This window comes from Niallia sp. HCP3S3_B10 (assembly GCF_052064465.1).
GTDB lineage: Bacteria > Bacillota > Bacilli > Bacillales > Cytobacillaceae > Niallia > Niallia hominis.
Genome location: NZ_JBQHVO010000008.1, coordinates 56,218 through 80,774, shown reverse-complemented (window position 1 = coordinate 80,774; position 24,557 = coordinate 56,218). Strand labels below are relative to the sequence as shown.

Annotated in this window: 31 protein-coding genes, 1 pseudogene and 1 other annotated feature; of the genes and pseudogenes, 24 read left to right on the top strand and 8 right to left on the bottom strand. The window is 34.9% G+C overall.

From position 1 onward, the window contains the following. Positions 1-27 precede the first annotated feature (27 nt). The 15 genes and pseudogenes from ACTNDN_RS06410 to ACTNDN_RS06340 all read left to right on the top strand — a co-directional run bounded on the left by ACTNDN_RS06410 (position 28) and on the right by ACTNDN_RS06340 (position 13,564). Positions 28-363, top strand: coding sequence for a hypothetical protein (locus ACTNDN_RS06410; RefSeq protein WP_441130908.1), 336 nt, complete (start codon positions 28-30; stop codon positions 361-363). Positions 364-543: 180 nt separating this feature from the next. After that, complete coding sequence (locus ACTNDN_RS06405; protein ID WP_251629329.1) at positions 544-933, top strand: VOC family protein; 390 nt, start codon at positions 544-546, stop codon at positions 931-933. A 227-nt stretch (positions 934-1,160) separates the two neighbouring features. After that, positions 1,161-1,631 (top strand): hypothetical protein, encoded by a 471-nt coding sequence (locus tag ACTNDN_RS06400; protein WP_251629328.1) that lies wholly within the window; start codon positions 1,161-1,163, stop codon positions 1,629-1,631. A gap of 126 nt (positions 1,632-1,757) precedes the next feature. After that, positions 1,758-2,012, top strand: a binding site (T-box leader). Positions 2,013-2,085: 73 nt separating this feature from the next. After that, positions 2,086-3,765, top strand: a complete 1,680-nt coding sequence (locus tag ACTNDN_RS06395; protein WP_251629327.1) for a glutamine--tRNA ligase/YqeY domain fusion protein — start codon at positions 2,086-2,088, stop codon at positions 3,763-3,765. A gap of 188 nt (positions 3,766-3,953) precedes the next feature. Further along, a complete protein-coding gene (locus ACTNDN_RS06390; RefSeq protein ID WP_235251819.1) occupies positions 3,954-4,256 on the top strand; it encodes a hypothetical protein in 303 nt (100 codons plus the stop codon). Continuing rightward, the gene (locus ACTNDN_RS06385) at positions 4,257-4,460 is read left to right on the top strand and encodes a helix-turn-helix transcriptional regulator (RefSeq protein WP_235251818.1); all 204 of its coding nucleotides are present in this window, start codon (positions 4,257-4,259) and stop codon (positions 4,458-4,460) included. A 225-nt stretch (positions 4,461-4,685) separates the two neighbouring features. Further along, positions 4,686-5,201, top strand: a complete 516-nt coding sequence (locus tag ACTNDN_RS06380; RefSeq protein WP_441130907.1) for a GNAT family N-acetyltransferase — start codon at positions 4,686-4,688, stop codon at positions 5,199-5,201. Positions 5,202-5,439: 238 nt separating this feature from the next. Further along, positions 5,440-5,916 carry a DUF2975 domain-containing protein gene (locus ACTNDN_RS06375; protein WP_031537864.1) on the top strand — a complete coding sequence of 159 codons (477 nt, stop codon included), beginning with the start codon at positions 5,440-5,442 and terminating at the stop codon, positions 5,914-5,916. A gap of 10 nt (positions 5,917-5,926) precedes the next feature. Then, positions 5,927-6,145, top strand: a complete 219-nt coding sequence (locus tag ACTNDN_RS06370; protein ID WP_031537865.1) for a helix-turn-helix domain-containing protein — start codon at positions 5,927-5,929, stop codon at positions 6,143-6,145. Positions 6,146-6,231: 86 nt separating this feature from the next. Then, positions 6,232-6,987 carry an isoprenyl transferase gene (locus ACTNDN_RS06365; RefSeq protein ID WP_441130906.1) on the top strand — a complete coding sequence of 252 codons (756 nt, stop codon included), beginning with the start codon at positions 6,232-6,234 and terminating at the stop codon, positions 6,985-6,987. 103 nt (positions 6,988-7,090) lie between these two features. After that, positions 7,091-7,686, top strand: a pseudogene (locus ACTNDN_RS06360) (class I SAM-dependent methyltransferase). Positions 7,687-8,344: 658 nt separating this feature from the next. After that, entirely contained in the window at positions 8,345-9,862 is a 1,518-nt protein-coding gene (locus tag ACTNDN_RS06355) for an NADH dehydrogenase subunit 5 (protein WP_441130905.1), read from the top strand. A gap of 14 nt (positions 9,863-9,876) precedes the next feature. Continuing rightward, a complete protein-coding gene (locus tag ACTNDN_RS06350; protein ID WP_441130904.1) occupies positions 9,877-12,510 on the top strand; it encodes a DUF2309 domain-containing protein in 2,634 nt (877 codons plus the stop codon). Positions 12,511-12,542: 32 nt separating this feature from the next. Further along, positions 12,543-13,040 (top strand): carbonic anhydrase, encoded by a 498-nt coding sequence (locus ACTNDN_RS06345; RefSeq protein WP_441130903.1) that lies wholly within the window; start codon positions 12,543-12,545, stop codon positions 13,038-13,040. 158 nt (positions 13,041-13,198) lie between these two features. Beyond that, on the top strand, positions 13,199-13,564 hold the full coding sequence (locus ACTNDN_RS06340) for a DUF2294 domain-containing protein (RefSeq protein ID WP_441130902.1): 366 nt from the start codon (positions 13,199-13,201) through the stop codon (positions 13,562-13,564). Positions 13,565-13,876: 312 nt separating this feature from the next. Here the strand turns inward: ACTNDN_RS06340 and ACTNDN_RS06335 are convergent, their stop codons facing one another. Further along, positions 13,877-14,749 carry a DMT family transporter gene (locus ACTNDN_RS06335; RefSeq protein WP_251629319.1) on the bottom strand — a complete coding sequence of 291 codons (873 nt, stop codon included), beginning with the start codon at positions 14,747-14,749 and terminating at the stop codon, positions 13,877-13,879. 407 nt (positions 14,750-15,156) lie between these two features. Here ACTNDN_RS06335 and ACTNDN_RS06330 point away from each other — a divergent pair, with 407 nt between their 5' ends. The 4 genes from ACTNDN_RS06330 to ACTNDN_RS06315 all read left to right on the top strand — a co-directional run bounded on the left by ACTNDN_RS06330 (position 15,157) and on the right by ACTNDN_RS06315 (position 17,390). Continuing rightward, the gene (locus ACTNDN_RS06330; protein ID WP_251629317.1) at positions 15,157-15,297 is read left to right on the top strand and encodes a hypothetical protein; all 141 of its coding nucleotides are present in this window, start codon (positions 15,157-15,159) and stop codon (positions 15,295-15,297) included. A 405-nt stretch (positions 15,298-15,702) separates the two neighbouring features. Continuing rightward, positions 15,703-16,389 carry an acyltransferase gene (locus ACTNDN_RS06325; RefSeq protein WP_251629315.1) on the top strand — a complete coding sequence of 229 codons (687 nt, stop codon included), beginning with the start codon at positions 15,703-15,705 and terminating at the stop codon, positions 16,387-16,389. Positions 16,390-16,712: 323 nt separating this feature from the next. After that, positions 16,713-17,060, top strand: coding sequence for a GNAT family N-acetyltransferase (locus ACTNDN_RS06320; RefSeq protein ID WP_396953890.1), 348 nt, complete (start codon positions 16,713-16,715; stop codon positions 17,058-17,060). Between the two features lie 60 nt (positions 17,061-17,120). After that, a complete protein-coding gene (locus ACTNDN_RS06315; RefSeq protein ID WP_311298478.1) occupies positions 17,121-17,390 on the top strand; it encodes a DUF4030 domain-containing protein in 270 nt (89 codons plus the stop codon). Between the two features lie 40 nt (positions 17,391-17,430). Here ACTNDN_RS06315 and ACTNDN_RS06310 read toward each other — a convergent pair whose 3' ends face one another. From ACTNDN_RS06310 to ACTNDN_RS06300, 3 genes are all read right to left on the bottom strand, one after another. Then, on the bottom strand, positions 17,431-18,111 hold the full coding sequence (locus tag ACTNDN_RS06310) for a lysozyme inhibitor LprI family protein (protein WP_441130901.1): 681 nt from the start codon (positions 18,109-18,111) through the stop codon (positions 17,431-17,433). A 3-nt stretch (positions 18,112-18,114) separates the two neighbouring features. Further along, positions 18,115-18,702 (bottom strand): hypothetical protein, encoded by a 588-nt coding sequence (locus ACTNDN_RS06305; protein ID WP_441130900.1) that lies wholly within the window; start codon positions 18,700-18,702, stop codon positions 18,115-18,117. A 128-nt stretch (positions 18,703-18,830) separates the two neighbouring features. Continuing rightward, positions 18,831-19,394, bottom strand: coding sequence for a CPBP family intramembrane glutamic endopeptidase (locus ACTNDN_RS06300; protein ID WP_251629308.1), 564 nt, complete (start codon positions 19,392-19,394; stop codon positions 18,831-18,833). Between the two features lie 181 nt (positions 19,395-19,575). On the opposite strand from ACTNDN_RS06300, the gene ACTNDN_RS06295 reads away from it, so the two are divergent. Genes ACTNDN_RS06295 through ACTNDN_RS06280 form a run of 4 tightly spaced genes read left to right on the top strand, consistent with a single transcriptional unit; the run spans position 19,576 to position 21,280 of the window. After that, positions 19,576-19,896 carry a DMT family transporter gene (locus tag ACTNDN_RS06295; RefSeq protein WP_231512599.1) on the top strand — a complete coding sequence of 107 codons (321 nt, stop codon included), beginning with the start codon at positions 19,576-19,578 and terminating at the stop codon, positions 19,894-19,896. Between the two features lie 5 nt (positions 19,897-19,901). Then, on the top strand, positions 19,902-20,213 hold the full coding sequence (locus tag ACTNDN_RS06290) for a DMT family transporter (RefSeq protein WP_031539721.1): 312 nt from the start codon (positions 19,902-19,904) through the stop codon (positions 20,211-20,213). Positions 20,214-20,226: 13 nt separating this feature from the next. Beyond that, the gene (locus tag ACTNDN_RS06285; RefSeq protein WP_031539720.1) at positions 20,227-20,805 is read left to right on the top strand and encodes a TetR/AcrR family transcriptional regulator; all 579 of its coding nucleotides are present in this window, start codon (positions 20,227-20,229) and stop codon (positions 20,803-20,805) included. Between the two features lie 19 nt (positions 20,806-20,824). Then, positions 20,825-21,280: a hypothetical protein gene (locus ACTNDN_RS06280; protein WP_441130899.1), complete on the top strand. Its 456-nt coding sequence runs from the start codon at positions 20,825-20,827 to the stop codon at positions 21,278-21,280. Positions 21,281-21,305: 25 nt separating this feature from the next. Here ACTNDN_RS06280 and ACTNDN_RS06275 read toward each other — a convergent pair whose 3' ends face one another. Then, the gene (locus ACTNDN_RS06275) at positions 21,306-21,548 is read right to left on the bottom strand and encodes a hypothetical protein (protein WP_031539717.1); all 243 of its coding nucleotides are present in this window, start codon (positions 21,546-21,548) and stop codon (positions 21,306-21,308) included. A gap of 341 nt (positions 21,549-21,889) precedes the next feature. Here ACTNDN_RS06275 and ACTNDN_RS06270 point away from each other — a divergent pair, with 341 nt between their 5' ends. Beyond that, on the top strand, positions 21,890-22,612 hold the full coding sequence (locus tag ACTNDN_RS06270) for a hypothetical protein (RefSeq protein WP_441130898.1): 723 nt from the start codon (positions 21,890-21,892) through the stop codon (positions 22,610-22,612). A 474-nt stretch (positions 22,613-23,086) separates the two neighbouring features. Here the strand turns inward: ACTNDN_RS06270 and ACTNDN_RS06265 are convergent, their stop codons facing one another. From ACTNDN_RS06265 to ACTNDN_RS06255, 3 genes are all read right to left on the bottom strand, one after another. Further along, positions 23,087-23,395 (bottom strand): aspartyl protease family protein, encoded by a 309-nt coding sequence (locus tag ACTNDN_RS06265; RefSeq protein WP_441130897.1) that lies wholly within the window; start codon positions 23,393-23,395, stop codon positions 23,087-23,089. A gap of 71 nt (positions 23,396-23,466) precedes the next feature. Then, entirely contained in the window at positions 23,467-23,712 is a 246-nt protein-coding gene (locus tag ACTNDN_RS06260; RefSeq protein WP_441130896.1) for a hypothetical protein, read from the bottom strand. 137 nt (positions 23,713-23,849) lie between these two features. Beyond that, complete coding sequence (locus ACTNDN_RS06255) at positions 23,850-24,392, bottom strand: TetR/AcrR family transcriptional regulator (RefSeq protein WP_031539814.1); 543 nt, start codon at positions 24,390-24,392, stop codon at positions 23,850-23,852. Positions 24,393-24,557 lie beyond the last annotated feature (165 nt).

The window sequence follows — 24,557 nt, the reverse complement described above, 5'->3', positions numbered from 1 at the left end:
ATGTACTTCGATAAAGAGTTTCCCTTAATGAAAGCAGCAAAAACTATAGGTGTCTTGTTATTAGGTATTTTGCTGTTAACTTTCACTTTGCCAAGTCTAAAATATATGCTGTTTAAAGAATATGATGTGGTGAAAGGAGAGTGTGTTATTGACATAGATACATCAGGCCGCACTGCTGAAGCAATCTTCAAAATGCTAGATACAGACGAAATATTTACATTTGATGATATTCCTAAACTGGATGCATATGGTAAGAAAGTGCCTTATTCTTGTACAATGACAGTCACGAAAGATCATAAATGGGAAATAGGCTATAAAATATACGAAATCGATACAAAAAAGCCCATTTTAACTAGTGAATAACTTACTATTCTCCTGTTAAATGGAATGAAGAAATAAAAGTGCCTTTCTAAAAAATGGGAAGTAAAACGAAAAGGATTATTGAATGTAATTGTCGAACTATTACAGACTTAGCTGTTCTAAAATCTCCATAAAGTGGGAGATGTCTATTTATAGAAAAAATAAATAAGGAAGTGAAGCATCTTGATTAAATACAAATCGCTCCATCATGTAAGTCTTACAGTTACGGATTTGGAAAAAGCCAAATATTTTTATGAGAAAATTCTTTGTTTAAAAGAATTACAACGTCCTGATTTTGATTTTCCAGGTGCCTGGTACCAAATAGAGAATCAGCAACTTCACTTAATTGTTTATCCTGAGTCGCAAACCATTCGAACAAATAAAACTCTAAATAGCAAAGAAGGTCACTTTGCACTTCGAGTAGAGAACTACTATGATACGCTGAATTGGTTAAAACAGAATAATGTAGAAATCATCGAAAAACCATATGGTATAAGTGGATTTGCTCAGATTTTCTGTGCAGATCCCGATGGTAATTTAATCGAATTAAATGTTGATCAGATGGATTTATAAGATAGAGGGGGGAAATATTCTCATTTCCTTTCAAAGATGTGTTTACAACAATTTCGATGTTTTTTGATACCGTAGTAACGAAAGTATCAATATTAAAGAATTTCTTTAAACATATTTGTAGATGGAACGACCGATACATAGACAGTTTGGGAATATCAAAACCATGTGGCTTTTTCAATTGTTCCAAATAGGCAAATATAAATTTGTTCAAAAGGAGGCAACTGTTTTTGAAAAAGTTTCGAGGAAAAAAGCGTTATTTTCGCAACTTGTGGAGAGACTTAAACGCAGAGCAATACGATTTAGACTTTAGCCAAGATGCTTGGTTTGATGCTTGGCATACCCATCTTGATTTTTACGGGTATGGGAATCATAGCGGGAAAATAAGAAGAGAGCATATAAAAGCACATATCTTTTTGTATAACAGTTTATTAGAAAAGCTCAGCACATTCGATAAACCTTATCAATCATGGATAGGGTTAGTGGAAGAAGAGGCAGGTTTAGATGCAGTCTATATCCACTCACCCAATCCTAATGATGACAATTTTCCTATTAAGATAGAAAATTTAAATTGGGAATGCACTATCCCACATGATTTCAAGGATTTAATCAACCGAAAAGATTTTAATGTGGGTCATTATAAGTGGGAATCGGATAATTATTATATTATCCAATCAAAAGATATGGGGATTAAATTGTAGTCTTATATAAGACTAAGAGCATTTTTGTGATATGGATTTTTGTTTATTTTTTAATTTAATGAATATATTACCTTTACAAACAGAAAAGACCTTGTTATCATAGGAATAATTTAAATCCAAAAAATAGCAAAAGCGATGAAGAGAAGAGTAAATAACCTAATTCTTTAAAGAGAGCCCCAGCTGCTGAAAAGGAGTAAGAATTACTTATTGAACCAAGACTCTGAGCATTCACATTGGAACTTATGATGAAGGGATAGTGTGACAGGTGCTCCTGTTATAGAGCTAGGGTATAAGTAGGTAACTACCGTACCTGAAGAGTTTAATATGGCGACATATTAAAAAACTGGGGTGGCACCACGGATATAAAATCTCGTCCTCAAGACTAAATGTCTTGGGGGTGGGATTTTTTTTATTGGCATAAATAGTTCGTTTCTAAAAAAATGGAGGGATTAAAATGACGGAAGAGAAAGTAGCGTTAGATAATAGCTTGGAAAAAGCGGTAGCTGAAGACTTACAAAATGGGGCATATAATCGAACGATTTGCACAAGATTTCCCCCTGAGCCAAATGGTTACCTGCATATCGGCAGTGCATATGCCATCCATATGAACTATGCGATTGCGCAAAAGTTCAACGGGAATTTTAATCTGCGCTTTGATGATACCAATCCTTTAAAAGAAGATATGGAATATGTGGATTCGATTATAGAGGATATTAATTGGCTAGGATATTCTCCAGAAGAACGGATTTTTTACGGGTCTGACTATTCTAATAAAATATTTCATGCAGCATTGAGTTTGATCAAGAAAGGAAAAGCATATGTTTGTGATTTGTCTCCTGAGCAAATAAAGGAATACCGCGGAACACTTACAGAGCATGGTAAAAATAGTCCTTATCGAAACAGGACAATAGAGGAAAATATCGATTTATTTTTGAGAATGAAAAATGGAGGATTTCCAACAGGATCGCATGTATTACGAGCCAAAATTGATATGGCCTCCCCAAATATCAATTTAAGAGATCCCATTCTTTACCGGATTATTCATGCTAGTCATTATAGAACCGGGAATGATTGGTGTATTTACCCAATGTATGATTTTGCTCATCCATTTCAAGATGCAATCGAAGGTGTTACCCATTCCTTATGCTCCATTGAATTCAAAGACCACAGACCTTTATATGAGTGGGTATTGACTGAGCTAGAAATAAAGGAAGCGCCAAAACAACGTGAATTTGGAAGAGTGAATATAACTGGTGTTGTAACAAGTAAACGATATTTAAGGGAATTAGTGTTAGGGAAGCTGGTAGATGGGTGGGATGACCCTAGATTACCAACAATCCGTGGACTTAGGAGAAGAGGCTTTACCCCAGAAAGTATTCGCACCTTCGTTGATGAACTTGGATTTGTAAGAAATCAAAGTACAGCTGACATAGCAATGTTGGAAAGTACGCTTCGGAGAGAATTAAAATCAAAAGTAAATACAGTGATGGCAGTATTAAATCCATTAAAGGTGACGATCACCAATTATCCTGAGGACAAGACAGAGCTTTTATCAATGGAAAATAATCCGGAAAATCCTGCATTAGGAAATAGAGAGGTTGTTTTTTCAAAAGAGATTTATATCGAAAAAGAAGACTTTATGGAAGTCCCAATAAAAGGGTTTAAACGATTAGCTTTACATGCAGAGGTCCGATTAAAAGGGGCGTATTTCATCAAGTGTAATGAAGTGATTAAAGATGAAGTTACAGGTGAAATTATCGAATTAAAATGTAGCTATGATCCAAAGACCAAAAGTGGAACGGGATTTTCTGAGCGGAAAGTAAAAGGAACGATTCATTGGGTTTCTGCTATAAAGAGTGAAATAGTGGAGGTAAATCTTTTCGATAAATTATTTGAAGACGAAATGATTGTGAAAGATGCGGGAAAAACTTGGGAGGAAAAAATGAATCCCAATTCTAAAGTTACACTAAACCATTGCCGAATTGAATCTTGGATGAAGGACGCAAAAATCGAAGATAGGTTCCAATTTTTGCGACACGGTTATTTTTGTGTAGATAAATATTCTACAGAAGATAAATTAATTTTTAATCGAATTGTGTCACTGAAGGATTCGTGGAAAGGGAAAAAAGGATAAAAGTGAAATCGAGTGCAAAGGTTATGTACTCGATTTTTTAGTTAATAGATAGCAGAATTGTAAGGGCTAAAAGATTGATGTATTAAGTAATAAAAAATATAATGTTAAAAGTATTTGACATATTTAGTGTGCATGCTACAATAACAAATGTAAAATACTTTTGACATTTTGTAAGGAGGAAACTAAAAATGGATTGGGTTAAAATTGTGTATTCAGCTATATTGTTAGTTTGCGGAATTTTGATTTTTATAGCTCCATTTTCTCAAAAAGGTGATGAAAGAAGAAAGTTTATCAACACGAAAGCTCAATCATATGTATTTATCGTAGTTACAGGTATGCTAATTTTAGAAGTGGCAGAGTCCATATATCTATCTTTACAGGGGAATAATTATTCTATTGGCAATGGAATTTCGCCGATAATGTTTCTGACGGTGGTTCTAGTTATATATCTGGGAACATTATTAGTTTACAGAAAAAAATATGGTGATTAAATGAAAAATAACATTAAAAATTTAAGGAAATTAGCAAAATTATCCCAAGAAGAACTGGCTAAACTTTGTAAAGTATCCAGACAAACAATAAATGCCATTGAAAATGATAAATATGATCCAACCTTACAATTAGCATTTGATATAGCCTTTGTATTGGATACCACAGTAGATGAGCTTTTTATGAGTAATTCTCTTAAAAAATGATGAATGGACCTCGTATTGGGGTCTTTTTTGAACTTGTGAATATAAGGAAAAGGCAATGTTAAAAAATTCAAAAAGAAATGGTAATGTATGTTAAAATATAGAAAAATAATTTAAGAAATAAAAAGGATAACGGGGTTATTGCCCATGAAGTATACAAATGATATAGAATAATAGGGTTATAACTCAAAAGAAAATAACTATAGATAGAGAAAGAAGGAGATTTCAATGGAATTAGTGAGACCATCCGAGCGGTATAGGGAACAATTAATGGAATATAGAACAGCATTTTTACATATAGAAGAACACCCTTATGGCGGCAGCTCCTTGCAAAATTATACCGACTTTCAGGAATGGCTTAATAAAGTAATTAGCCAGGAAAATGGCGATAACCTACCACCAAATCGAGTTCCTGCCACTCAATTTTTAAGCATTAGCAAGGGGAAATTAATTGGGCTTGTTAATATTCGCCATCGATTAACGCCAGAATTGTTGATGGAAAGTGGACATATTGGCTATAGCATTCATCCAGAAGAACGCAGGAAAGGATATGCGACAGAGCAGCTACAACTAAGCTTAATAGAAGCTAATAAACTTGGTCTAAGTAAAGTATTAATAACCTGTGATAAAGAAAATATCGCCTCTGCTAAAACGATTCAAAAAGTGGGTGGAGTGTTAGAAAATGAAGTGATTTCCGCAGATGGGAAGGAGATTGTTCAGCGTTATTGGATTGATATTGGTTAACATTTTATGTCTTGGAAAAATAAATGTAGTAAACTATTCTGCAGTCCACTTCACAATGAATTGGACTGCTTTTTTTACAGAATCTTTTTTAGCAGAAAAATGAATATGTATAAGCTTGAAATAATTATCCAACCTGTTTATCAATAAAAAAAGTATAAATTTAAATAAAAATTTATTGTAAAACGATAAATTATATGGTAAATTTCAATAAGATAATAAATAGGAGAGGTGCTTTTTTATGAAAAGAGGAACAACACTTTTTTTAAAGATAGCTGTCGTTCTTATTGGAACCCCAGTTCTTGTTTTAGGATTATGGGGAATGTATGACTTGGCTAAGAATCCAGTAAATCCAGATTATGCCCATATTCTATATCCGATTGTAATTGGAATATATCTATCTACAATCCCGTTTTATATGGCTCTTTATCAGACTTTTAGACTTTTGGGTTATATTGATAGGAATGAAGCTTTCTCGGTAATGTCTGTAAAGGCATTAAGCCATATAAAGAAAGATGCAATTATCATTTGCAGCTTATATGTACTAATGATGCCTTTCATTTTTCTCTTGGCTCAGTCAGATGATGCTCCAGGTCTTATCTTATTTGGAATGATTCCGATTTTTGCTTCCATCGTAATTGCGGTCTTTGCAGCTGTTCTTCAAAGACTTTTACAACAAGCGATTGATATAAAATCAGAAAATGATTTAACAGTCTGAGGTGAATGAAATGGCAATTGTAATTAATATTGATGTGATGTTAGCGAAAAGGAAAATGAGCGTTACCGAACTTTCAGAGAAGGTTGGAATCACGATGGCAAATCTATCTATTTTGAAAAATGGAAAAGCCAAAGCCATTCGACTTTCCACATTAGAGGGAATATGCAGGGCTTTAGAATGTCAACCTGGAGAAATCTTAGAATATCGTAGGGATAAAGATAGTGAATAAGCAGGACATCAAAGGATTCCCAGAAAGCATCATGACATATTGGGGGAATAGAAATATAAAAAAACTTTTCGAAAGGAGGGAAATCAATGAAACTACCTTTTTTCAATAACAAACAAGCAGAAGGATTCGTCCATTATCCGAATGATACTATACCGGAACATATTGCCATCATTATGGATGGAAACGGACGCTGGGCAAAGAAGCGAGCCATGCCGAGAATGGCTGGTCATAAAGAAGGCGTGTCTACTGTCGTAAAAATTGTTAAGACAGCAGTTAAATGCAAGGTGAAGGTTCTCACACTTTATACGTTTTCTACAGAAAACTGGAAACGTCCAAAGACCGAGATTGAGTTCATATTGAGGCTTCCTAAGGAGTTTCTATCTATTTATCTACCAGATCTGATTGCTAATAATGTGCGCATAGAAATAGTTGGGGATATGGAAAAGCTTCCAGCTCATACACGTGAAGCCATTGAGGATGCAATGGAACGTACCCGGTATAATGACGGCCTTTTGCTTAATTTTGCACTAAACTATGGTAGCCGACACGAGATTTTACATGCGATGAAAGAGATGTTTTCGGATATAAACAATGGAAAATTTCCACTAGAAGAATTGGATGAACAGAAGTTTTCAGACTACCTATATACAGCAGGTACGAAAGAACCGGACCTCCTTATTCGAACCGGAGGGGAAAAACGTCTAAGTAATTTCCTGCTTTGGCAGCTTGCTTACACGGAGTTCTGGTTTACTGATATACTGTGGCCAGATTTCTCTGAGAAGGACTTTCTACAAGCGTTAGAAGAATATAGAAATCGAAAAAGACGTTATGGTGGGCTATAAGAGTTTGGTAATATATGTTGAATCAACGCATCCAACGCTAAATTGTACTTTAACGGTTGATTATTGCTTTAATATTTAATATTTAAAGTAGGAGGAGCGAAAGATGGAAACGAATGTATTTGAACAGCTTGCAAAAAGATATGATACAGAAGATAGAATAGATTTGGCGAAAGTTATCGCGAAGGAAGTAAGGACAGAATTAGAAAACAGTAAATCCCAATCTTTAATCGACTATGGGAGTGGTACTGGTCTCGTTAGTTTAGAATTAACCGACGCGGTAGATTCGATTTTGCTAGTGGATTCATCGGAACAAATGCTGGAGGTTGCGAAAACGAAAATAGCGCAAAAAGGTATTAGGAACGCAAGCGTACTTTATTCCGATTTTACGAAAAATACTACGGAATTAAAAGCAGATATTATTCTCATGTCTTTGGTCCTTCTTCATATTCCAGATACGAAAGGAATATTACAGGAATTGTTTTCTATCTTAAACACTGACGGTAAGCTAATTATTGTTGATTTTGATAAAAATGATAATATTAGTCATCCAAAGGTTCATAACGGTTTTTCCCATGAAGATTTAAAAAAATATTATCCGAAGTAGGTTTTAAGTCATCCAAAATGAAAACATTTTATCATGGTAATCGCATATTTATGAATGAGGATGCGTCAATGTTTATATCCAGCAGTATAAAATGATTTATTTTTAGTGCTTTTTATGATAGTAATTCATCAAGATGTCCCTATGGTAATTATATTTCTATAAATTTAAATTTAAGATAGTTTGTGACTTTGGAAAAAGGTATCGTGTCATTATTTAAGAAACCTTTCCATTGTAGAATAAGGCTTTCTTGTTGACAAATATAAGAATTTGGAATATCTTATATTTAGCTTAATACTTAGTTATAGGTTAATTTTCTTTGTTTCAAGATTAAGACTTTAGCATTCTTTTAATGTTTACATTGACTGAATGAAAAAGTAACTTAATAGAAAAAGGAAAAGTGATTTTATAAATAAGTAGCCAATTAATAATGGAATATTTATTATGAAAGTTAATTTACATATAAAACCTATAAAGGGTAGCTCTTCAAAAAATTCGCTGTAATTAGTTGAAGGGAAGCCGACAATTTTTTTGTTTCCTATGATTATTATCATGGTGAAGCATAAAAATTGTCGGCTTTTTTATTGGGGAAAAATGTTGTTCTACTGTTACAGTTTATAAATGTCCGAATGATCCAACTAAAAATCAGTGGGAAAAGGGTGTACTGACGGAAGTTTCCCTTTATTAAAAGGAACGTTGGGGATTTTTGAAGTCAATGTGGTTTTCTAAGTAAGTTAGTAAAAGGAGAATTTCAACATGTTTGTTTCGCTGAGTTTGCCATTATTGCTAGTATTGTTTTTTATTATGATTTTAGTTTCTATGCTAAGTGGATTATTATTTCTGCATCCAAGAGTACCACTGAGCTTTGTGAAGATACATAGCTGGATTGTGTCTTTACCGCCTCTAGTTTCCTTAGTAGCACTTGTGAATCCGAATGGAAGGGGGAATTTTGGTCCATTACACTTGGATTCCTTGGCTTGGTTAATGACTTTTTTCGTTCTTGCCATAGGATTAATTGTGCAACGGTTTTCTATTCGTTACTTAATGGGAGATCGCTCTTATCGAAAATATTTTCCACTCTTTACGTTCACAACAGCTGCTGCTTCCATTGCTTGGTTAAGTGCTGATCTGCGCTTGATGGTTTTATTCTGGGGAGCAACGCTTGCTGGATTAACCTTTCTTATCAAATTAAACAATAGGTGGAAAATAGCAAATGAAGCATCTAAGCTCTCTGCCCGTAACTTTATATTTGGCTGGTTGTCCTTATTATTGGCGGTCCTTTGGCTATATCAAGGCACTGGTTATTGGCAATTAGCGTCTGTTTTATCCATCGAAAATGTAGCTGAACTTGCAAGTTTGGAGAGAACAGGGATTAACTTACTGATTGTCCTAGCGGTTATCATTCCGGCAGCTCAATGGCCTTTCCAAAGATGGTTGGTAGAGTCTGTTGTTGCACCGACACCTGTTTCAGCAATTATGCATGCAGGAATTGTAAATGCAGGGGGGATTATGCTTGCTCGTTTTTCTCCACTATTTAATGGAGATATAGCTACTATTATCTTGCTTGTTCTAGCAGGTATATCTGTCTTGGTTGGTTCTGGAATCAGTTTAGTGCAAGTGGACTATAAACGTCAGTTAGTAGGCTCTACGATTGGACAAATGGGCTTTATGCTCATTCAATGTGCGTTAGGTGCCTATATTGCTGCGATTATTCATCTTATTCTACATGGTTTGTTTAAAGCAACTCTTTTTTTACAGTCAGGTTCAGCGGTGCGTCGTTTCGAAATATCTAATCAAAGTAATAAACAGACCTCACTTTTATGGAGCATAACGGGATGGATTTTAGGATTCGCTGTTGGATTGGTCTTTTGGCTCCAGTCACCAGGAGAGGGATATCAATTAATTAGTGCGATAATCTTAGGGTTGTCCTTGTCTATTTCTTGGAAACAGCTAGTAGCTTTGGGAGAGGGAAACATTGGTCGAATCGCAGGGTTATTAATGGTAGGAGGGACGGCTGCTATTTATGTCACTATTCATCATTTTTTCTATGATTTCCTGCAATCTACAGTTTCCCAGGGGACTCAGCCTCCAACAGTAGCAGTCATCATAATTGCCTGTCTTTTATTAGTTGGAAGTGTAATAGGGGCATTTATTGCCCGTAATCGTTCGTCTATTTTCTTTGCAGTACTTTATCTATGGTTAGTAAGATTAGGCGAAGCAAAGCCAAAATCAGTGGAAAGCCATCCCAGTTATCTAAAACAACAATTGCCATAAGGAGGTAATTAGTGATGAGTGTTACATCAGTTTTAACAAAAGAAAGATCTAATAAGAAAGATATAAAGATAGAAAATACTAAAAGAGATATTAGTAATTTTGTTGAATCTGCTAGTAAAGTAATTGCACCACTTTGGCCGATTTCTACTTTTGCAGCACGTCATCCTTGGATGGGGCTTGAAAAGCAAACTTTTGATCAAGTTGCGGATCGGTTAAAGAATACTCGTGATGTGGATATTTATCCAAGTGCTTCTATGATTCTTTCAGCAAAAAATAAGGGGGAGATTAATGAAGCATTTGTGAAGCAGGGACTGCAGCGATGGCTTGATTTAAATTTACAGACGTTTAATATCCCTCGAGATGTCGCAGAGCGCTTTTGCCATGCAGCACTGAAATTGGAACCAATCCCATCTAATCTATTATCATCGGTAGAACTCAAGAAAAAAGTGGAGGAACTTAGGGAACAGAATCTCGATTCTATCAATCATTCTTCCATGCAACCAATCAGTTCCCAAATAGAGAATCAAGATGGGGAAAGGTTAATCAATATTCTCGATTACCATGTAATCAAGTGGTGTAAATTATATCTCGATGACTCACAGGCAGGTTGGGAAATGCCTCATCGTGAGGATGGTTTCTATCGTTCTTGGCATCGTCTCGTTTGCTATGATCCAGCACTATCAAAATCACAGCGTGAAAGTTTAAAAAAATGGCCAGAAGAGGCTGATAGTGCTTTGAAAAAAGCGTTAAAAGCACTAGATATCCCTGACACGGAAATCCAGAGTTATCTAGAAGTACATTTACTTTCGTTACCAGGTTGGGCAGGAATGATGCTTTGGCGTTCTAATCAGTCAAGTGAGGAAAATGCCCTAATCACCGAATATTTAGCAGTTCGAATTTCCTTGGAATGGGCTCTTATACATCCCTATCTCCCTTTTAGGAATAAACGATTGGAAAAAAGGGAGGCCACTCATTCTCTATTAGCAGCTTTGATTCATTGGGCTAGCCTGTCACTAAAGGAATGGACACAGTTGTCAAAGACTAAACAACACGAATATTTGCTATTTGCGGCAAGATTTGATGAGAAACTATGCAGAAAACTTTGGCTGGAAGCTTGGGAACAAACACATGCTGAGCAGTTAAGGCAAAAGATTATCTCCAAACAATCTAGGAACAGCGATAAGGATACGACGTTAGCGCAATTTGTATTTTGTATTGACGTACGCTCAGAACCATTTCGTCGTCAATTGGAAAAAGAAGGACCATTTGAAACGATTGGCATGGCTGGTTTTTTTGGAATACCAATTGCAACGAATGAATTGGGGAGCGCGCACAGTCATCCATCCTTGCCAATTATGAATAAGCCTTTGCATAAAATTATGGAGAGTACAGAGGAGAATGAATTAATTTCCTTTCAACAACGTAAGCAGGCAGTTCATTCCTTAAGTTATACATTTAAAACAATGAAACAGAACTTACTTGCAAACCTACTTTTACCGGAATTAAGTGGTCCCTGGCTTAGTCTTCAAATGGTAGCACGCAGTTTTGTGCCAAAAAGTGCAGATCGTTTGATTCATAATCTTCGTAAAAATTGGTTGCGTAAACCGAAGACAAACTTGGTGCTTCATCATGTTCATCAAACAGAGGAAGGAATACCGATTGGATTTTCGGAGAGCGATAAAGTGAACTATGCCCGACAAGCTCTAAAAATGATGGGAATAACAGACAATTTCAGCCCATTAGTTGTGATATGTGGACATGGAAGTCAAAGTATTAATAACCCTTATGCGTCTTCACTTGACTGTGGTGCCTGTGGAGGGGCATCAGGTGGATTCAATGCTAGGGTTTTAGCAACTTTATGTAACCTTGTTGAAGTAAGGGAAGAGCTAGCTTTGGAAGGAATAGCTATTCCTGATGATACTGTCTTTGTAGCGGCTGAGCACAATACAACAGTGGATGAATTACACTGGATATATATACCAGAGGAGCTTTCCGATTCAGCACATGCTGCGTTTCAGCGTATCGAAGCCATTTTGCCAAGAGTAAGCCACCAGGCAAATGCAGAGCGTCTTGCTAAATTACCTCATTTCCAATCGAAACAGAGCAAGCCAAAGTCTGAGGCCTATCAACTAGCTGAAGATTGGAGCGTGATCCGACCGGAATGGGGGTTAGCTGGCAATGCGGCTTTTATTATAGGACAACGTACATTAACGGAAGGTTCTGACTTAGAAGGCAGAGTATTTCTTCATAATTACAATTGGCAGAAGGACCGCAATGGGGAACTTTTAGATACGATTATTTCCGGTCCAGGAACTGTCGCTCAATGGATAAATCTAGAATATTACGCCTCAACGGTAGCTCCCCATTATTATGGTAGTGGCAATAAGGCAACGCAAACTGTTACAGCAGGTATTGGTGTTATGCAAGGAAATGCAAGTGACTTATTAACTGGCCTTCCTTGGCAATCTGTTATGCAATCAGACAATGAAGCTTATCATTCTCCACTTCGTCTGCTGATTGTCATTCAGGCACCTAAAGAATATGTGGAGCGATTATTAAAAAATAATGCAGCATTTCAACAAAAAGTAAAAAATGGTTGGCTCCGACTAGCGAGTGTCAGTCCAGAAGGTCATTGGGAAAACTGGTAGCAGTTGGTTTTTATAACAAAGGAGTGTACGATATGAATTTAGAAAAGACGAAAAAAGTGTTATTTCTGATGGATGTTAGAGAAGGCTTGGAGTCTATTTTAAAAGAAGAAACGAATATTCAACCAGAAAACATGCTGACTATCAAATGCTTTGGCCCTGTTATTTCCAATCCTTTTGGGGATATTATGAGGTCCATTATTATTGCTATTTATCAGGAACAAGTAGAAGAAATCTTTGTTGTCGGAACAAGAGAAGAAGGAAATAGTGCTATTTCTATAAAAGATCAATCTAATGCCAAAATACAAACATTAAATTATCTATTTCAAAATAGCATGCCTGAATTTTCCGGTGAAACAATTAATGAATGGCTAAATGGGAAACAAAATACTGGTGACAATATCAAAAATTGTGTTAATATGATTTGTCACCATCCATTAGTGCCTGCAAAGGTTAAAGTGAGAGGTTTAATCATCCATAATCAACATGGAAAGTCTGCCATCACTGAGATTTCGGCAAATAAAACTGCTTAAAAAATGAAAAAGCATGCTAAATGTTATTGAGTCATCAATCGGAATGGTATATATTCATATATATTACAAAGATTTGCTTCTACCATAAGCCAATCTTTTTAAAAATAAAAAACAGATAGAAAACTAGTTTTTATTGTTCAATAGGGGATGCATAGAAAATGAAAATATCAAAAGGCTCTTGTGAAGCCGAAATCAGTAAGGCAATTACTCAATGGGAAAAGGACTTTCTTGGTCGTGGATCTTTATCTGTTAAAACAGATATATTACGGGATATGATTATCGTGAGTTTACAAGGTATATTAACACCAGCTGAATATACGGTGTGTGAAACAAAAGAAGGACTATTAACCATTAAGAAAACTCGTTCCGAATTAGTGGAATCAGGTGTAGAAGAACTAAAGAAATGTATAGTAACGATTACTGGAGAAGAAGTAAAAAGTTTTCATACCGATTTAAGTTCTCGTACAGGTGAACGGGTGATGGTTTTTAAATTATTTAATAATGTGGAAAATCTTTTTATGTAATGGGTCAGGCAAGGCATAAAGAGGATTATTGTATTTTTTAGACAGATAAAAGATTTAGATGAAGAGAACAAGGTTGAGACATAAGTATTCCAACCATAGATAATAGGCTGTTTCAGTAAAGTGGTGGTATTAGCCGCAGCCTGAATACACTTCGCTTTCCATGGGGCGAGCGGTGAGCCTCCTCAGCTTTCGCCTCCGGGGTCTCACCTTTCTCGCAGCTCCCATAGGAGTCTACGTGTATTCAGGCTGCTCCGTTTTTCTTATTAATATAGTTTGTCCCGACCTCATTTTTTGGGGGAATGGGGAACTTGTTCATTTCTCCGATATAATAAATAAAACACCAACAAGAATTAGGATGGAGCCAATCCAAAAGGTTAATCCGATATTTTCTCCAAGAATAATCCATCCAAGTACTGCTCCGACCACAGGCTGGAAGAAGAAAAAGATTCCGCCACTTGAGGCGTTAAGCATTTGTAGCCCACGGTTCCAAAGGAGAAATCCTCCAGCTGTTGAAACAATTCCTAAATATAATAGACCTCCAAAAATAGAAGGGTGTCCCCATTCAGAAATATGGATTCCTTGTAGCCTTGGCATTACAAAAGGTGTCAACACGATTAAAGCGACCGCGATAGAATAAGTAGTGACAACAATTTGTGAATAGTCACTTGGCAAAAGCTTTACAAGTACAGACATAAATGCCCACGTCAATGCGGCGATTAAAAGTGCTATCCCACCTAATTTGCTTGTTAAATCAAGATTACCGATTCCGACAATAAGAAAAACGCCAATTGTAGCGAGAGAAATGGAAAGACCCTTTTTCATTGTCAAACGTTCTTTAAGCAGCAATCGTGCAAAAATAACCATAAACGCAGGGGTGGATGAAGTGATAATTGCACCCATTTGAGCTGTGGACAACATGGTACCTGTTTCTTGCGCTACAATAGAAATGGCATTTCCAATAATGCCAATGCCTATGATGATAAGGAAATAACGTTTTTCCATTCGCCATTTTTGCCGAGTTACAAACCCTATGATAACCAAAGCGACAATAGCGATTAGATAACGAATCCATACAAGTTCAAGTGGAGGAATGACCGCAACAACCACTTTCACAACAACGTACATACCACCCCAAATGCTTGCAGCTAAAGTTAAATAAATAGATCCTAATATACTTTTTTTCATTTTTATCCTCCGTTTTTTTAGTAGGTCTAAAAGCCCCTAACGGAGAGATGCAGTCACCTTTCTCATTAAGAGCAGAAATATGCTGCTGGTACATCATTTTCAAATAACGGAGTCCAATACACGCAATTCACCTCTTCGTTTGAAAAATATTTCTTTCATTATAGCAGATTCTGAACATTCTTTGTTTTTAAATTTCAAGATATTAGAAACTGTGTTAAATTATTCATAATGTAGAACAGACGACGATATTTAAAGAACAAAGGAGCATATTTTTGTCTAAGGAACAATGAGAAAAGCTCTTATAAATGAAACCAATTTGTTCCATATACGTATGAATAAATATAGGAAAAATTAGTACCAAATGGTATGATCTACGGAAATTTTTTTTAGATGAATGGGAGGAGAAAATGAAAAAAGTTCCAATCTTCATAGCGGTTGACGTATTTTTATTTATGTCAGGAATATATTTTCCACGAAATGGGTTATCGTCGGAACAGCGCTTTCCATTATGGGAGGATACATGGTGGGAGGAAGCTCATACTTCTTGATTCACACAAAAAATAAGCAGACTCCTAAGTAAGTGGTGCTTATCGAAATAAAGGAGGGAGAAATATGACTGATATGAAAGGTGGTAAGCATCCAAAATTAGAAAGCTATTTACTATATGGGATGATTTTTTAATTATTACCTGGGGTGATTGTTACTATATTTGGAATGATAGCAGGTAATGTATTTCTAGCTGTTGCAGGCTGCGGAGTAGGGATATCGTTAGGAATGTTGGTAGGTACTTTGCTATACTCTTTAAAAAAAGTAAGTAGTTAAGTGTAATATATAATCAAGGTACGATATAAATTTACAAGAAATACATATAGAATTAATAAAACCTTTGCACTTTCCTCATTACGCCTTTGGTAATATTGGTATATAATATTGAATAGTTCAGGAGAGTGCAAATGAGAAAAGTAATGTTATTGATCAAGCTATTATTTTCAATGCCTAAAACACTATATTTTAACTTTAAAGCGTTTCCGTTTAAACAAGCAATAAAACTACCTATCTTAATTTCTTATAATACAAAAATTGCGGATGTTAGTAGGGGTACCTGTGTGATCAATGGTAAAATAACGCGATTTATGATTAAAGTTAATTTTACAAATGGGTCAGATGGGGTCAATCAATCATTAAAGAACAGCGGATTTATTTGCGTAAAAAAAGAAGGGAAATTAATTTTCAATGGGAAAGCTAATTTTGCGAGCGGAGTTTCCATTCGAGTGGACAAGGGGACTTTAGTCTTCGGGGAAAACTTTGACTGTAATCGAAACTGCTTTTTTGCATGCCGCGAAAGGATTGAAATAGGCGATAATGTCTTATTTGGATGGAGTGTTAGTGTAAGAGATTCCAATGGACATACGATTTATAATATCTTGGATAATAGCAAAGACAAAAACACAGAGCCAGTCACAATAGGTAATCATATTTGGGTAGGAGCAAATGTAGATATCCTAAAAGGCACCGAAATAGCAGATGATTGCATCGTCGGCTATAATAGCTGTGTGACGAAAAAATTCAAAGAGAAGAATTGCACAATAGCAGGGTATCCAGCTAAAATTGTGAGAGAAAATGTAGGGTGGGCTAGATAATACATAACGGGTTAAAATTATATAGTTTAAGCATAAAAAAGTGATCATCTTTGATTGCTTTTTTCTTTGTAGATTAGCAGTGGAATATTCTGAAAATTATGGTATTATTGGTGGGAATAGTCCACTATTGATGGGGAGTAAAGGAATAGTTAAATACCAAGGGGGATTTTAATAATGGCAGTTGGAAACAAGGAGAATACGATTGAATTTAAGCGAATCCTTGATGATGGAATGATGGAAGAAGTGAAAAAACTTTTTTAGAATATGCTCATTCTCTAAATATAGACCTTGATTTTCAAGGTTTTGATACAGAACTAAATACATTGCCAGGAAAGTATGCACCCCCTGATGGAATAATAAATGTAGCAATGGTTAATGAGAAGGTTGCAGGATGTGTGGCACTTCGCAATATTAAAGACGGTATAGCTGAAATGAAAAGATTATATGTTCGTGATGAATTTAAGGGATATAGAATTGGAAAAGGTCTTATCAAAGTGATTATTGATGAAGCTAAACGGCTGAAATATGAATATATAAGACTAGATACCCTTTCAACGATGAAGAAAGCACAAAGTTTATATGAATCAATGGGATTTTATGATATTGAGCCATATGTATATAATCCGATTAAAGAGGCAAGATTTATGGAATTAGATTTAAAATCCTATTAAATTATAGGTATCATGAAATGTTGTAAAAGAAGATATATATATTTTAATACTGGATAGTATATAGGGGGAATTCATAATATAGCACCCGTCGCAGAAGGTCTATTATCTAAAAAGGAATACAAGGTAACAGGTGTAAGCTATAAAAGGGAACCATTGACATTCATTATTAGTACCTCGGAATTAAGTTCCAATCCTCAGTCAAAACAACTTGGAGCTGAAATTGAAGGAGTAATAGTGGAGTTTTTAAAATCCGATGAAATAGCGGACATACTTGCTAATGAAGAGTATAGCATTATTGTGAACAGTAAAGATAATAAGAAAATAAACTAAAAATATTATATGGGAAGTCATAATGACTTCCCATATTTCTTTAATCCGTCATATACTCATTCACTAATACATAACATCTTTCTTTTGTCGATTCGTATAAAGAGATATATAATGCGACATTTTCAAAGGTGCCTCCATTATATTTTAGTCTTTCTTCCTCCGCTTTTGCTTCTTTCTGATCAATCCATTTCAGCTGTTTAGTTTGTAAATCCTGTATCGTCTCTGTTGACAAGTCTTTTTTTAATGTTGCATAAATAGCATTCAGGGCTTCATCATACTTTTCATAAGAAATGCCGTAGTAATTTTTCATTGCGTTTGTAGCACCTGAATCGGAACCCTCTTTATCTGGTAAAGTATCAAGTTCTTTCTGGAGATTATCTAATTTTTCTAGAAAAACTTGTTTGTTGCCCGCAATCTTATCTGGCAATGCATCCAGCTCTTTTTGAATAGTAGTTAAACTTTCTTGCCTTCTTTCCTCTATATTATTGTTCTCTGAATTTGAATCGTTATTATTATTAGCGGCTTCATCTGATTCATTTTGATCGCTAGGAGTGGGGTCCGCAATATTCTCAGATGCATTGTCTGTACTTTCTTCTATATTCTCTGGTTCCGTTTGAGTATTGCTTGAGGTAGTTTCATTAGATGAATTGCTGCAAGCAGACATTCCCATAAGTAAAATAACCAATAGGGTTGCTGCCATAAAAATTTTGTTTTTGTTCATTTGTTAATCCTCCCAATAAAATATGGCGTCCATTATTAAATAATCATTTGGATTTCGATGAATGGTATCTATTTTAGCACGAAAAGGCAAAAAATCATTAAGGGTAGCTGCTGATAAAAGCTCAATATCAAATTCCTGTAAAGCAAATCTTATCTTGTCAGCAACTTCTTGGTATTTTTCGTTTACATATAAACGATGAGGTCCATCAAGTAAAAATCCAGACGAACCACTGACTTTTTCATTCGTTTCGATACGAATCTTATGAAATCGTTCATCCATTCCCATAATCGCTACAGGTGCTAATCGGCAAATATCAATGATAATTCCTTCAATATTTTCCTCCCGCATCCCGTATTTTTCTTCCACTGTGACGGCTTCTTTTATATAGCAAAATATTTCAACAAAAGATGCGTATCCACTTCCAAAGTGATTCCATTCTGCCTCGCAGATTAGATTTGGTATGCGATTTAGTCGATAAAACAATCGCCTGATATGGGCTTCAATTTCTTGTTGATTCCCTGTATCATAGGGAAACCGATTGCCAACGACCTTGCCAGCAATTAAATCCTGTAATTCTTTGTTAGAAAACATATTTATCACCAGTCCTTTTGCTAAAAATAAATAAATAATTTGGATATATACAAGTTCCAAAGGGAATGGGAGAGTAAGGCTGGGACGAAAGATTTTGTTTTATAAGTAGTAAAAGCTAATAGTAATCCTCAAATAAGAGTAAGGATCCAATACAACGGATGGAACATGGCAAAAATTATAGCTGATATGGAAATAGCCAAAATGGGTTTCATATAACGTAATAAAAAGAATAGTAAGATCCCTCGGAAAAATAGTTCTTCCCAAATTGGTGCTAACAACACTTTTGGTATAATCCCCCAAACATCTTCTCCTGTCATAAGCCCATTCTTAAAGTAGAAAATATACGTTTTATTTAATAGAATTTCATAGTGAATACATAACAATAATAGGAAGTAAGATGCCGTTAAAGTCAGGAAAATATAAACATAGGATACAGTATTTTTTAGACAGGAAAAGTTCACTAATGGAATGATTATTTCTTTTGCTCGGCTGTAGCTTAAAGTTAGGATTAGAAAGGTTGCAAACCAAATGCTAGCTTGATAATCTTTAAGTGCTGGATTTAAAACAGATAGATTACTAATTAAATATCCTGAAAGTATTAGTAGGATAACATAGGTAACTGCCTTCGTATTTATCTTATTTTCCTCCAGTAATTTTTCTAATTGTAGAATGATGTATTTTATTGATATCACCAAATTATGGTAAGTATAACATTTATCATGCTATCATACATAGAAATTCACACAATTTTTAGAGACAATTACACCTGTTTAGCTTGTTTCTTGACGCGGTACCAATTATGTGACACAATAACTACCGAACGGTCGGTAGTTTATATATAAGGAGGATTTGAGTGTGAATAAGTATTGGCTAATGGTATTTAGTGCGGGGATTGTGGAGGTTGCTTGGGTTTCTGGGCTTAAGCATGCATCCACTTTTTTAGAATGGACTGGAACGATTTTCGCCATCATTATTAGTTTTTATCTATTAATATATACAACAAAATATTTGCCTATTGGTACAGTATACGCTGTGTTTACTGGGCTAGGGACAGCTGGAACAGTCATTGCGGAAATCATTCTATTTAAAGAACCAATTAATCTAGTGAAAATGGTATTGATTCTCGTATTATTAATAGGTGTAATTGGCTTGAAAATGGTAACAGATGAAGGGGCAAACAAAGAGGAGGCATAAACGATATGGCGTGGCTAGCTTTAATTGCAGCAGGATGTTGTGAGATAATTGGTGTCATTAATATTAAACGGTTAACGATGAAAAAATGGGATGCGCTTCTTTATTTAATCATTGGGTTTATGTGTAGCTTTGCATTACTTACTTATGCGATGAAGACTATTTCAATGGGGACAGCATATGGCGTATGGACAGGAATAGGCACAGTAGGCTCCGCAATCTTAGGGATGTTTGTATACGGAGAGCCCAAGGATTGGAAAAGAATTTTATTTATTGCAATGATTCTTTGCGCTGCAGTCGGATTGAAACTAATCTCATAAAGGAGAGAATTACGTGAAAAAAGAAGAGATAAAAAAAGCAGCGATTAAGTTTTTTTTACAAAATGGATTTGAAGGAGCATCTCTTTCAGAAATTGCAGAGGAAGCGGGCATTAAAAAAGCGTCTATTTATTCTCACTTCAAAGGAAAAGATGACCTTTTTCTCGAAGTATTAAAGGAAGCAAAAGCAGAAGAAATCGAGCGTAAACAGCAGTTTTTTGAAAAAGAAGATTGTAGCAATCCAGAAACGTTTCTCTATCATTATTTACTTTATGTAAAAGGGATGTTCCAGGAAAATGAAATGCTGAAATTTTGGTTGAGAATGGGCTTCTTCCCACCAATGCATCTATATGATGTCATTCAAAAAGAAGTAACAGAAGCAGAGAACTTCCAGGAGCATTTAATTGACGAAAAGTGCGCGAAATGGATAGAGAAAGGGCAACTTACTATAAAAGATGCAAACATATTTAACTCCGCTTTCACAGGAATTATCATCGCAATCATGGTTGAAATCGTTTATTTTAATTCAGGGAAAAGAGTGGATGATAAATTAGCAGCATTGTGGGAGGTTTTTTGGAAAGGAGTTTCAAGGTAGGGGAAGGGGGGAATTAAGTTTGCAAAAACATATCATTGTTAATATCCCATTTTATACGGAGGGAAATTCTAGCTTTCCAAAACCTGTACTAGGAAACGATGATTATTGGCTCCAAACAGTGGATTATTTTTTACGAAAATCGGATTGTTTTGAAATTCATTGTTGGAATGAAGAAGCGATTACTATAGAAGAACTCAAATCAACGTTTTATCCAGATATCGAAATACAGAAAGAGGATAATTTAACGATATTCCATGGAAAGAAAACAGCTGCTTTTGTCCATTATTTATCCAACAGCTATACAAATAAAGCTAGAGAATTAAAGTGGTTTACGGTGAATTTACTAATGGGAGAAAGGATGGTCTTTCATTCCAGTCATTGGGGAACAGAGATCTATGTTCCCCATGCTACGGAAAAGGAAGTCGCATATATAAAAAGTGTATGCCCAAAAGATGCTCAAATCGAAAGCTATTGACTCGGATAGAAGTGTAATCAATGTATTAAGCTTCTCCAAATCCAAATGCAAAGGCTAATAATGTGAAAATCACACCTGCTATCCCATTTAAAAGAACTCCAAGAATAATATTGCTCCACTTTTTAGACAAAATAGCGAATACAATTCCAGTTATAGATAAAATTCCGAATAATAAGAAGAAGATGCCTGCATTATTGGCACTGAGAAAAAAGGATAATACAATACAAATACCAACCATAAGTAGAGATAACCATCCATTTTTTGTCATTAATAAGCCTCCATCCATTTGTAATAATTGTATTATACGATATATTTAAATGGAAATGGGGGTTATTTCCAGTTTTTAATGAAAAGAATCAACTAATCTCAATAGTTAAGCTAAATAAACCTTCCTCAAGCTCTCATTACATTCCGTATAAATAATTTTTCCAAATAGTGAAACTGATTAACGCGACACGCGTATATAGTTATATGTGGAATGCTTATAACATTCCTTATAATACTAAATTAATTCGTTAGCAAATGGAATTTTGAGAATATTTAAATATCATTAATGGAAATATTATACTATACTGAATGATAAGCTAATATTAGAAGAGGGGAAATTCAATGTTCAAAAAAAGGTTTGTTCTTTATGTATTTATTTTTACTTTCCTTTTAACGGGTTTTATTATTTATCAAAAAGTTACGGATGACACATATAAGGGAATGACCATTATTCCTGAGCAAGGGAAAGACATCCCATTATATGCGGGACTTACACCAACTAAAGACCAATACATAATGGACGGAAATAGCTGGGAGGCTATTTATGACTACTATGAGCAAGAACTTCCTAGGCATGGATGGAGTGTAGAATATATAGGCTCAGCACTTGAGGATAATGATTCAGCAAATGATTGGTCTGGATTTTATTCTAGATGGAGAAAAGCAGGCTTTGATGGTGAGCTAACCCTTTCTGCATCTTATAATAAGTCAGAAATGCAAACAGAAGTGATGTTTGACAAGCATCAAATTTTAAATAGTACTGTCTGGCTAAAGCAAAATCCAGAGAGCATTCGTATATACCGAAATGAATCTCAACAAGATGGTGTAGAAGTGAAAGATACAGCAGCCATTAGCGAAATAGTCCAGTTCATAAATAACGAAGCATATGATTCAAAAGAAACGACTATTAGTAGAAAGCATACAAAATTAATGGATTTAGGAAATTTGAAAATAAAGGTATATTATGAAAAGGAGAAGACTGTTTTTCTTCAAACTGAAAACGGAATGAAAGAAGCTAAGCCAGATCCCAGTTTTATGGCGTTTATTTTAGCTAAAGGGAATTGAAGGTTATTTTTTTGAAGATAAATGCGAAGCTATAGGTGGAATTTTAGCGTTTGGTGCAGTTGTTTTTTATTATGCTTCTTTAGGTAGGATGATCACTGCCGAAGAAAAGATAGCTGGCAGAGATTTAACGTATAAGATTCATCCATTTACAGGTTCTGCAAAAACCATAGACGAGAGTACTAAATAAACAAACGAGAGAAGGTTGTTTCTACAGCCTTCTCTTTTATATCTATCGACACAATTCAATCATCTTATAAGCAATATATTCAGAGTTAAAATGAACTCTGTTTTTCAAAAATAGGCAATGAAGATTCTGAAATTATTACAACTATTATAGTAATGAGCTGAAAATCGAATAAACAATTAAGCATGAAAGCAACTATTTCTCATATGTGTTCTATTTCTAACATGAGTTTGAGATGAATGAGAAGTGTATATACGTGGAAAGAGTAGATTTTTCTATTAAACTTCATTCTATTTCTTTGAGGGGGATAATTCTAACTTGTTCATATCTATTATAAAATTGTAGGTCAATAAAATATCTAACCCTAGAAGTCCTTTATGATCTTTAGGGAGAATTCCTACATCCACTTTAATGTCCTTCACTATAAACGTATCAATTTGAATTTCATCCATTATTTTAGTATAAAAAGGCACTGAGCCACCTATCCCATAGGCTTCATAAATATTGTCTCCATATTCATATACTACCCCTATCTCTTCTAAAATATCTGGGCTAATATCTGTGTGAGATGAGCCTGTATCAATAATAATATCATTCACTTGTAGTATTCTTCCGCGAAAAGTAATAATGAGAGATGTTGTTAGGAGTTGTCAATCAGATGAAATTTGCATTAAATTCGGCTCGCTCTTAATAACGGGTCTTTACGAATATGGACAATACATCTCTCGTTCGATGTATGGTAAACAATGTTGCCTTGTTTTACTTTAAAGAACTCTTTATTAGCGTTTTCACTTGAAATAGAGCGAATGGGTGCTACTTCATCGATTATTTTTTTTCCATTTTCCTCATGATAGTCGAGGATTGAAAGTAATACAAATTGATTAGGAAATAATTCCCTAACTTCTTGCCACTTCATAATAAATCCCTCCTTTTTATCTTATTATAAACGATTAAACTACGAAATTAATACTCAATTATGTTTTTTAAAAACATAGATAAAAAAAGAAGTAGGGGAGGTTATGTTTTACTGCCTTCCCTATTTGATTGAAATGTCTATCGATACAATTCAATCATTTGATCAGCTATATACTCGGAACTAAAATGAACGCCATCTTTCAACCACCACATGATGATTCCTAAAGTGGAAGAGGCAAGGATATCTAATGATAAAGTGGTTTCTGTTGTGGGAGACTCTTCTCTCACACGTTGAATGACAATTGAATCCTTTAAGACCATCTGTAATTTTTTCTTAAAACCACTATGTTCAAAAAGGACGGCAAATAATTTTCGATGTTGATAAAAATAATCTAGAAATAAAATTAAGCGATCACGGTTATTTTTCTTATCTAATTGTAAAATAGGTGATGTCTCCAACAACAGGTTGTCGAAAATATCGTAAACCAGTTGCCTTAATAAATCGTTAATATCGAGGAAATGCAAATAAAATGTTGCTCGATTTAACTCGGCTCTTTTAGTGATTTGTTGAACAGTGAGTTTTGAAATATCGGGATTCTCAATTACTATATCTATAACGGCTTGTTTAATCATTCGTTTAGAGCGAGCAGCACGTGGATCTTCCTTTTTTTGTATCGTCATTTTTAGTCCTCTTTATCTATTATTTTCTGTTTTATAGATACTTTTTATAAATGTGTTGTATAGTAAACAGAATCTAAGAAATTGTGAATGGGTACTATATAAAATAAATGTTATTCTTTATTTTATTGACATATTGTAAAAAAAACAAGGGAAGAAAGGATATTC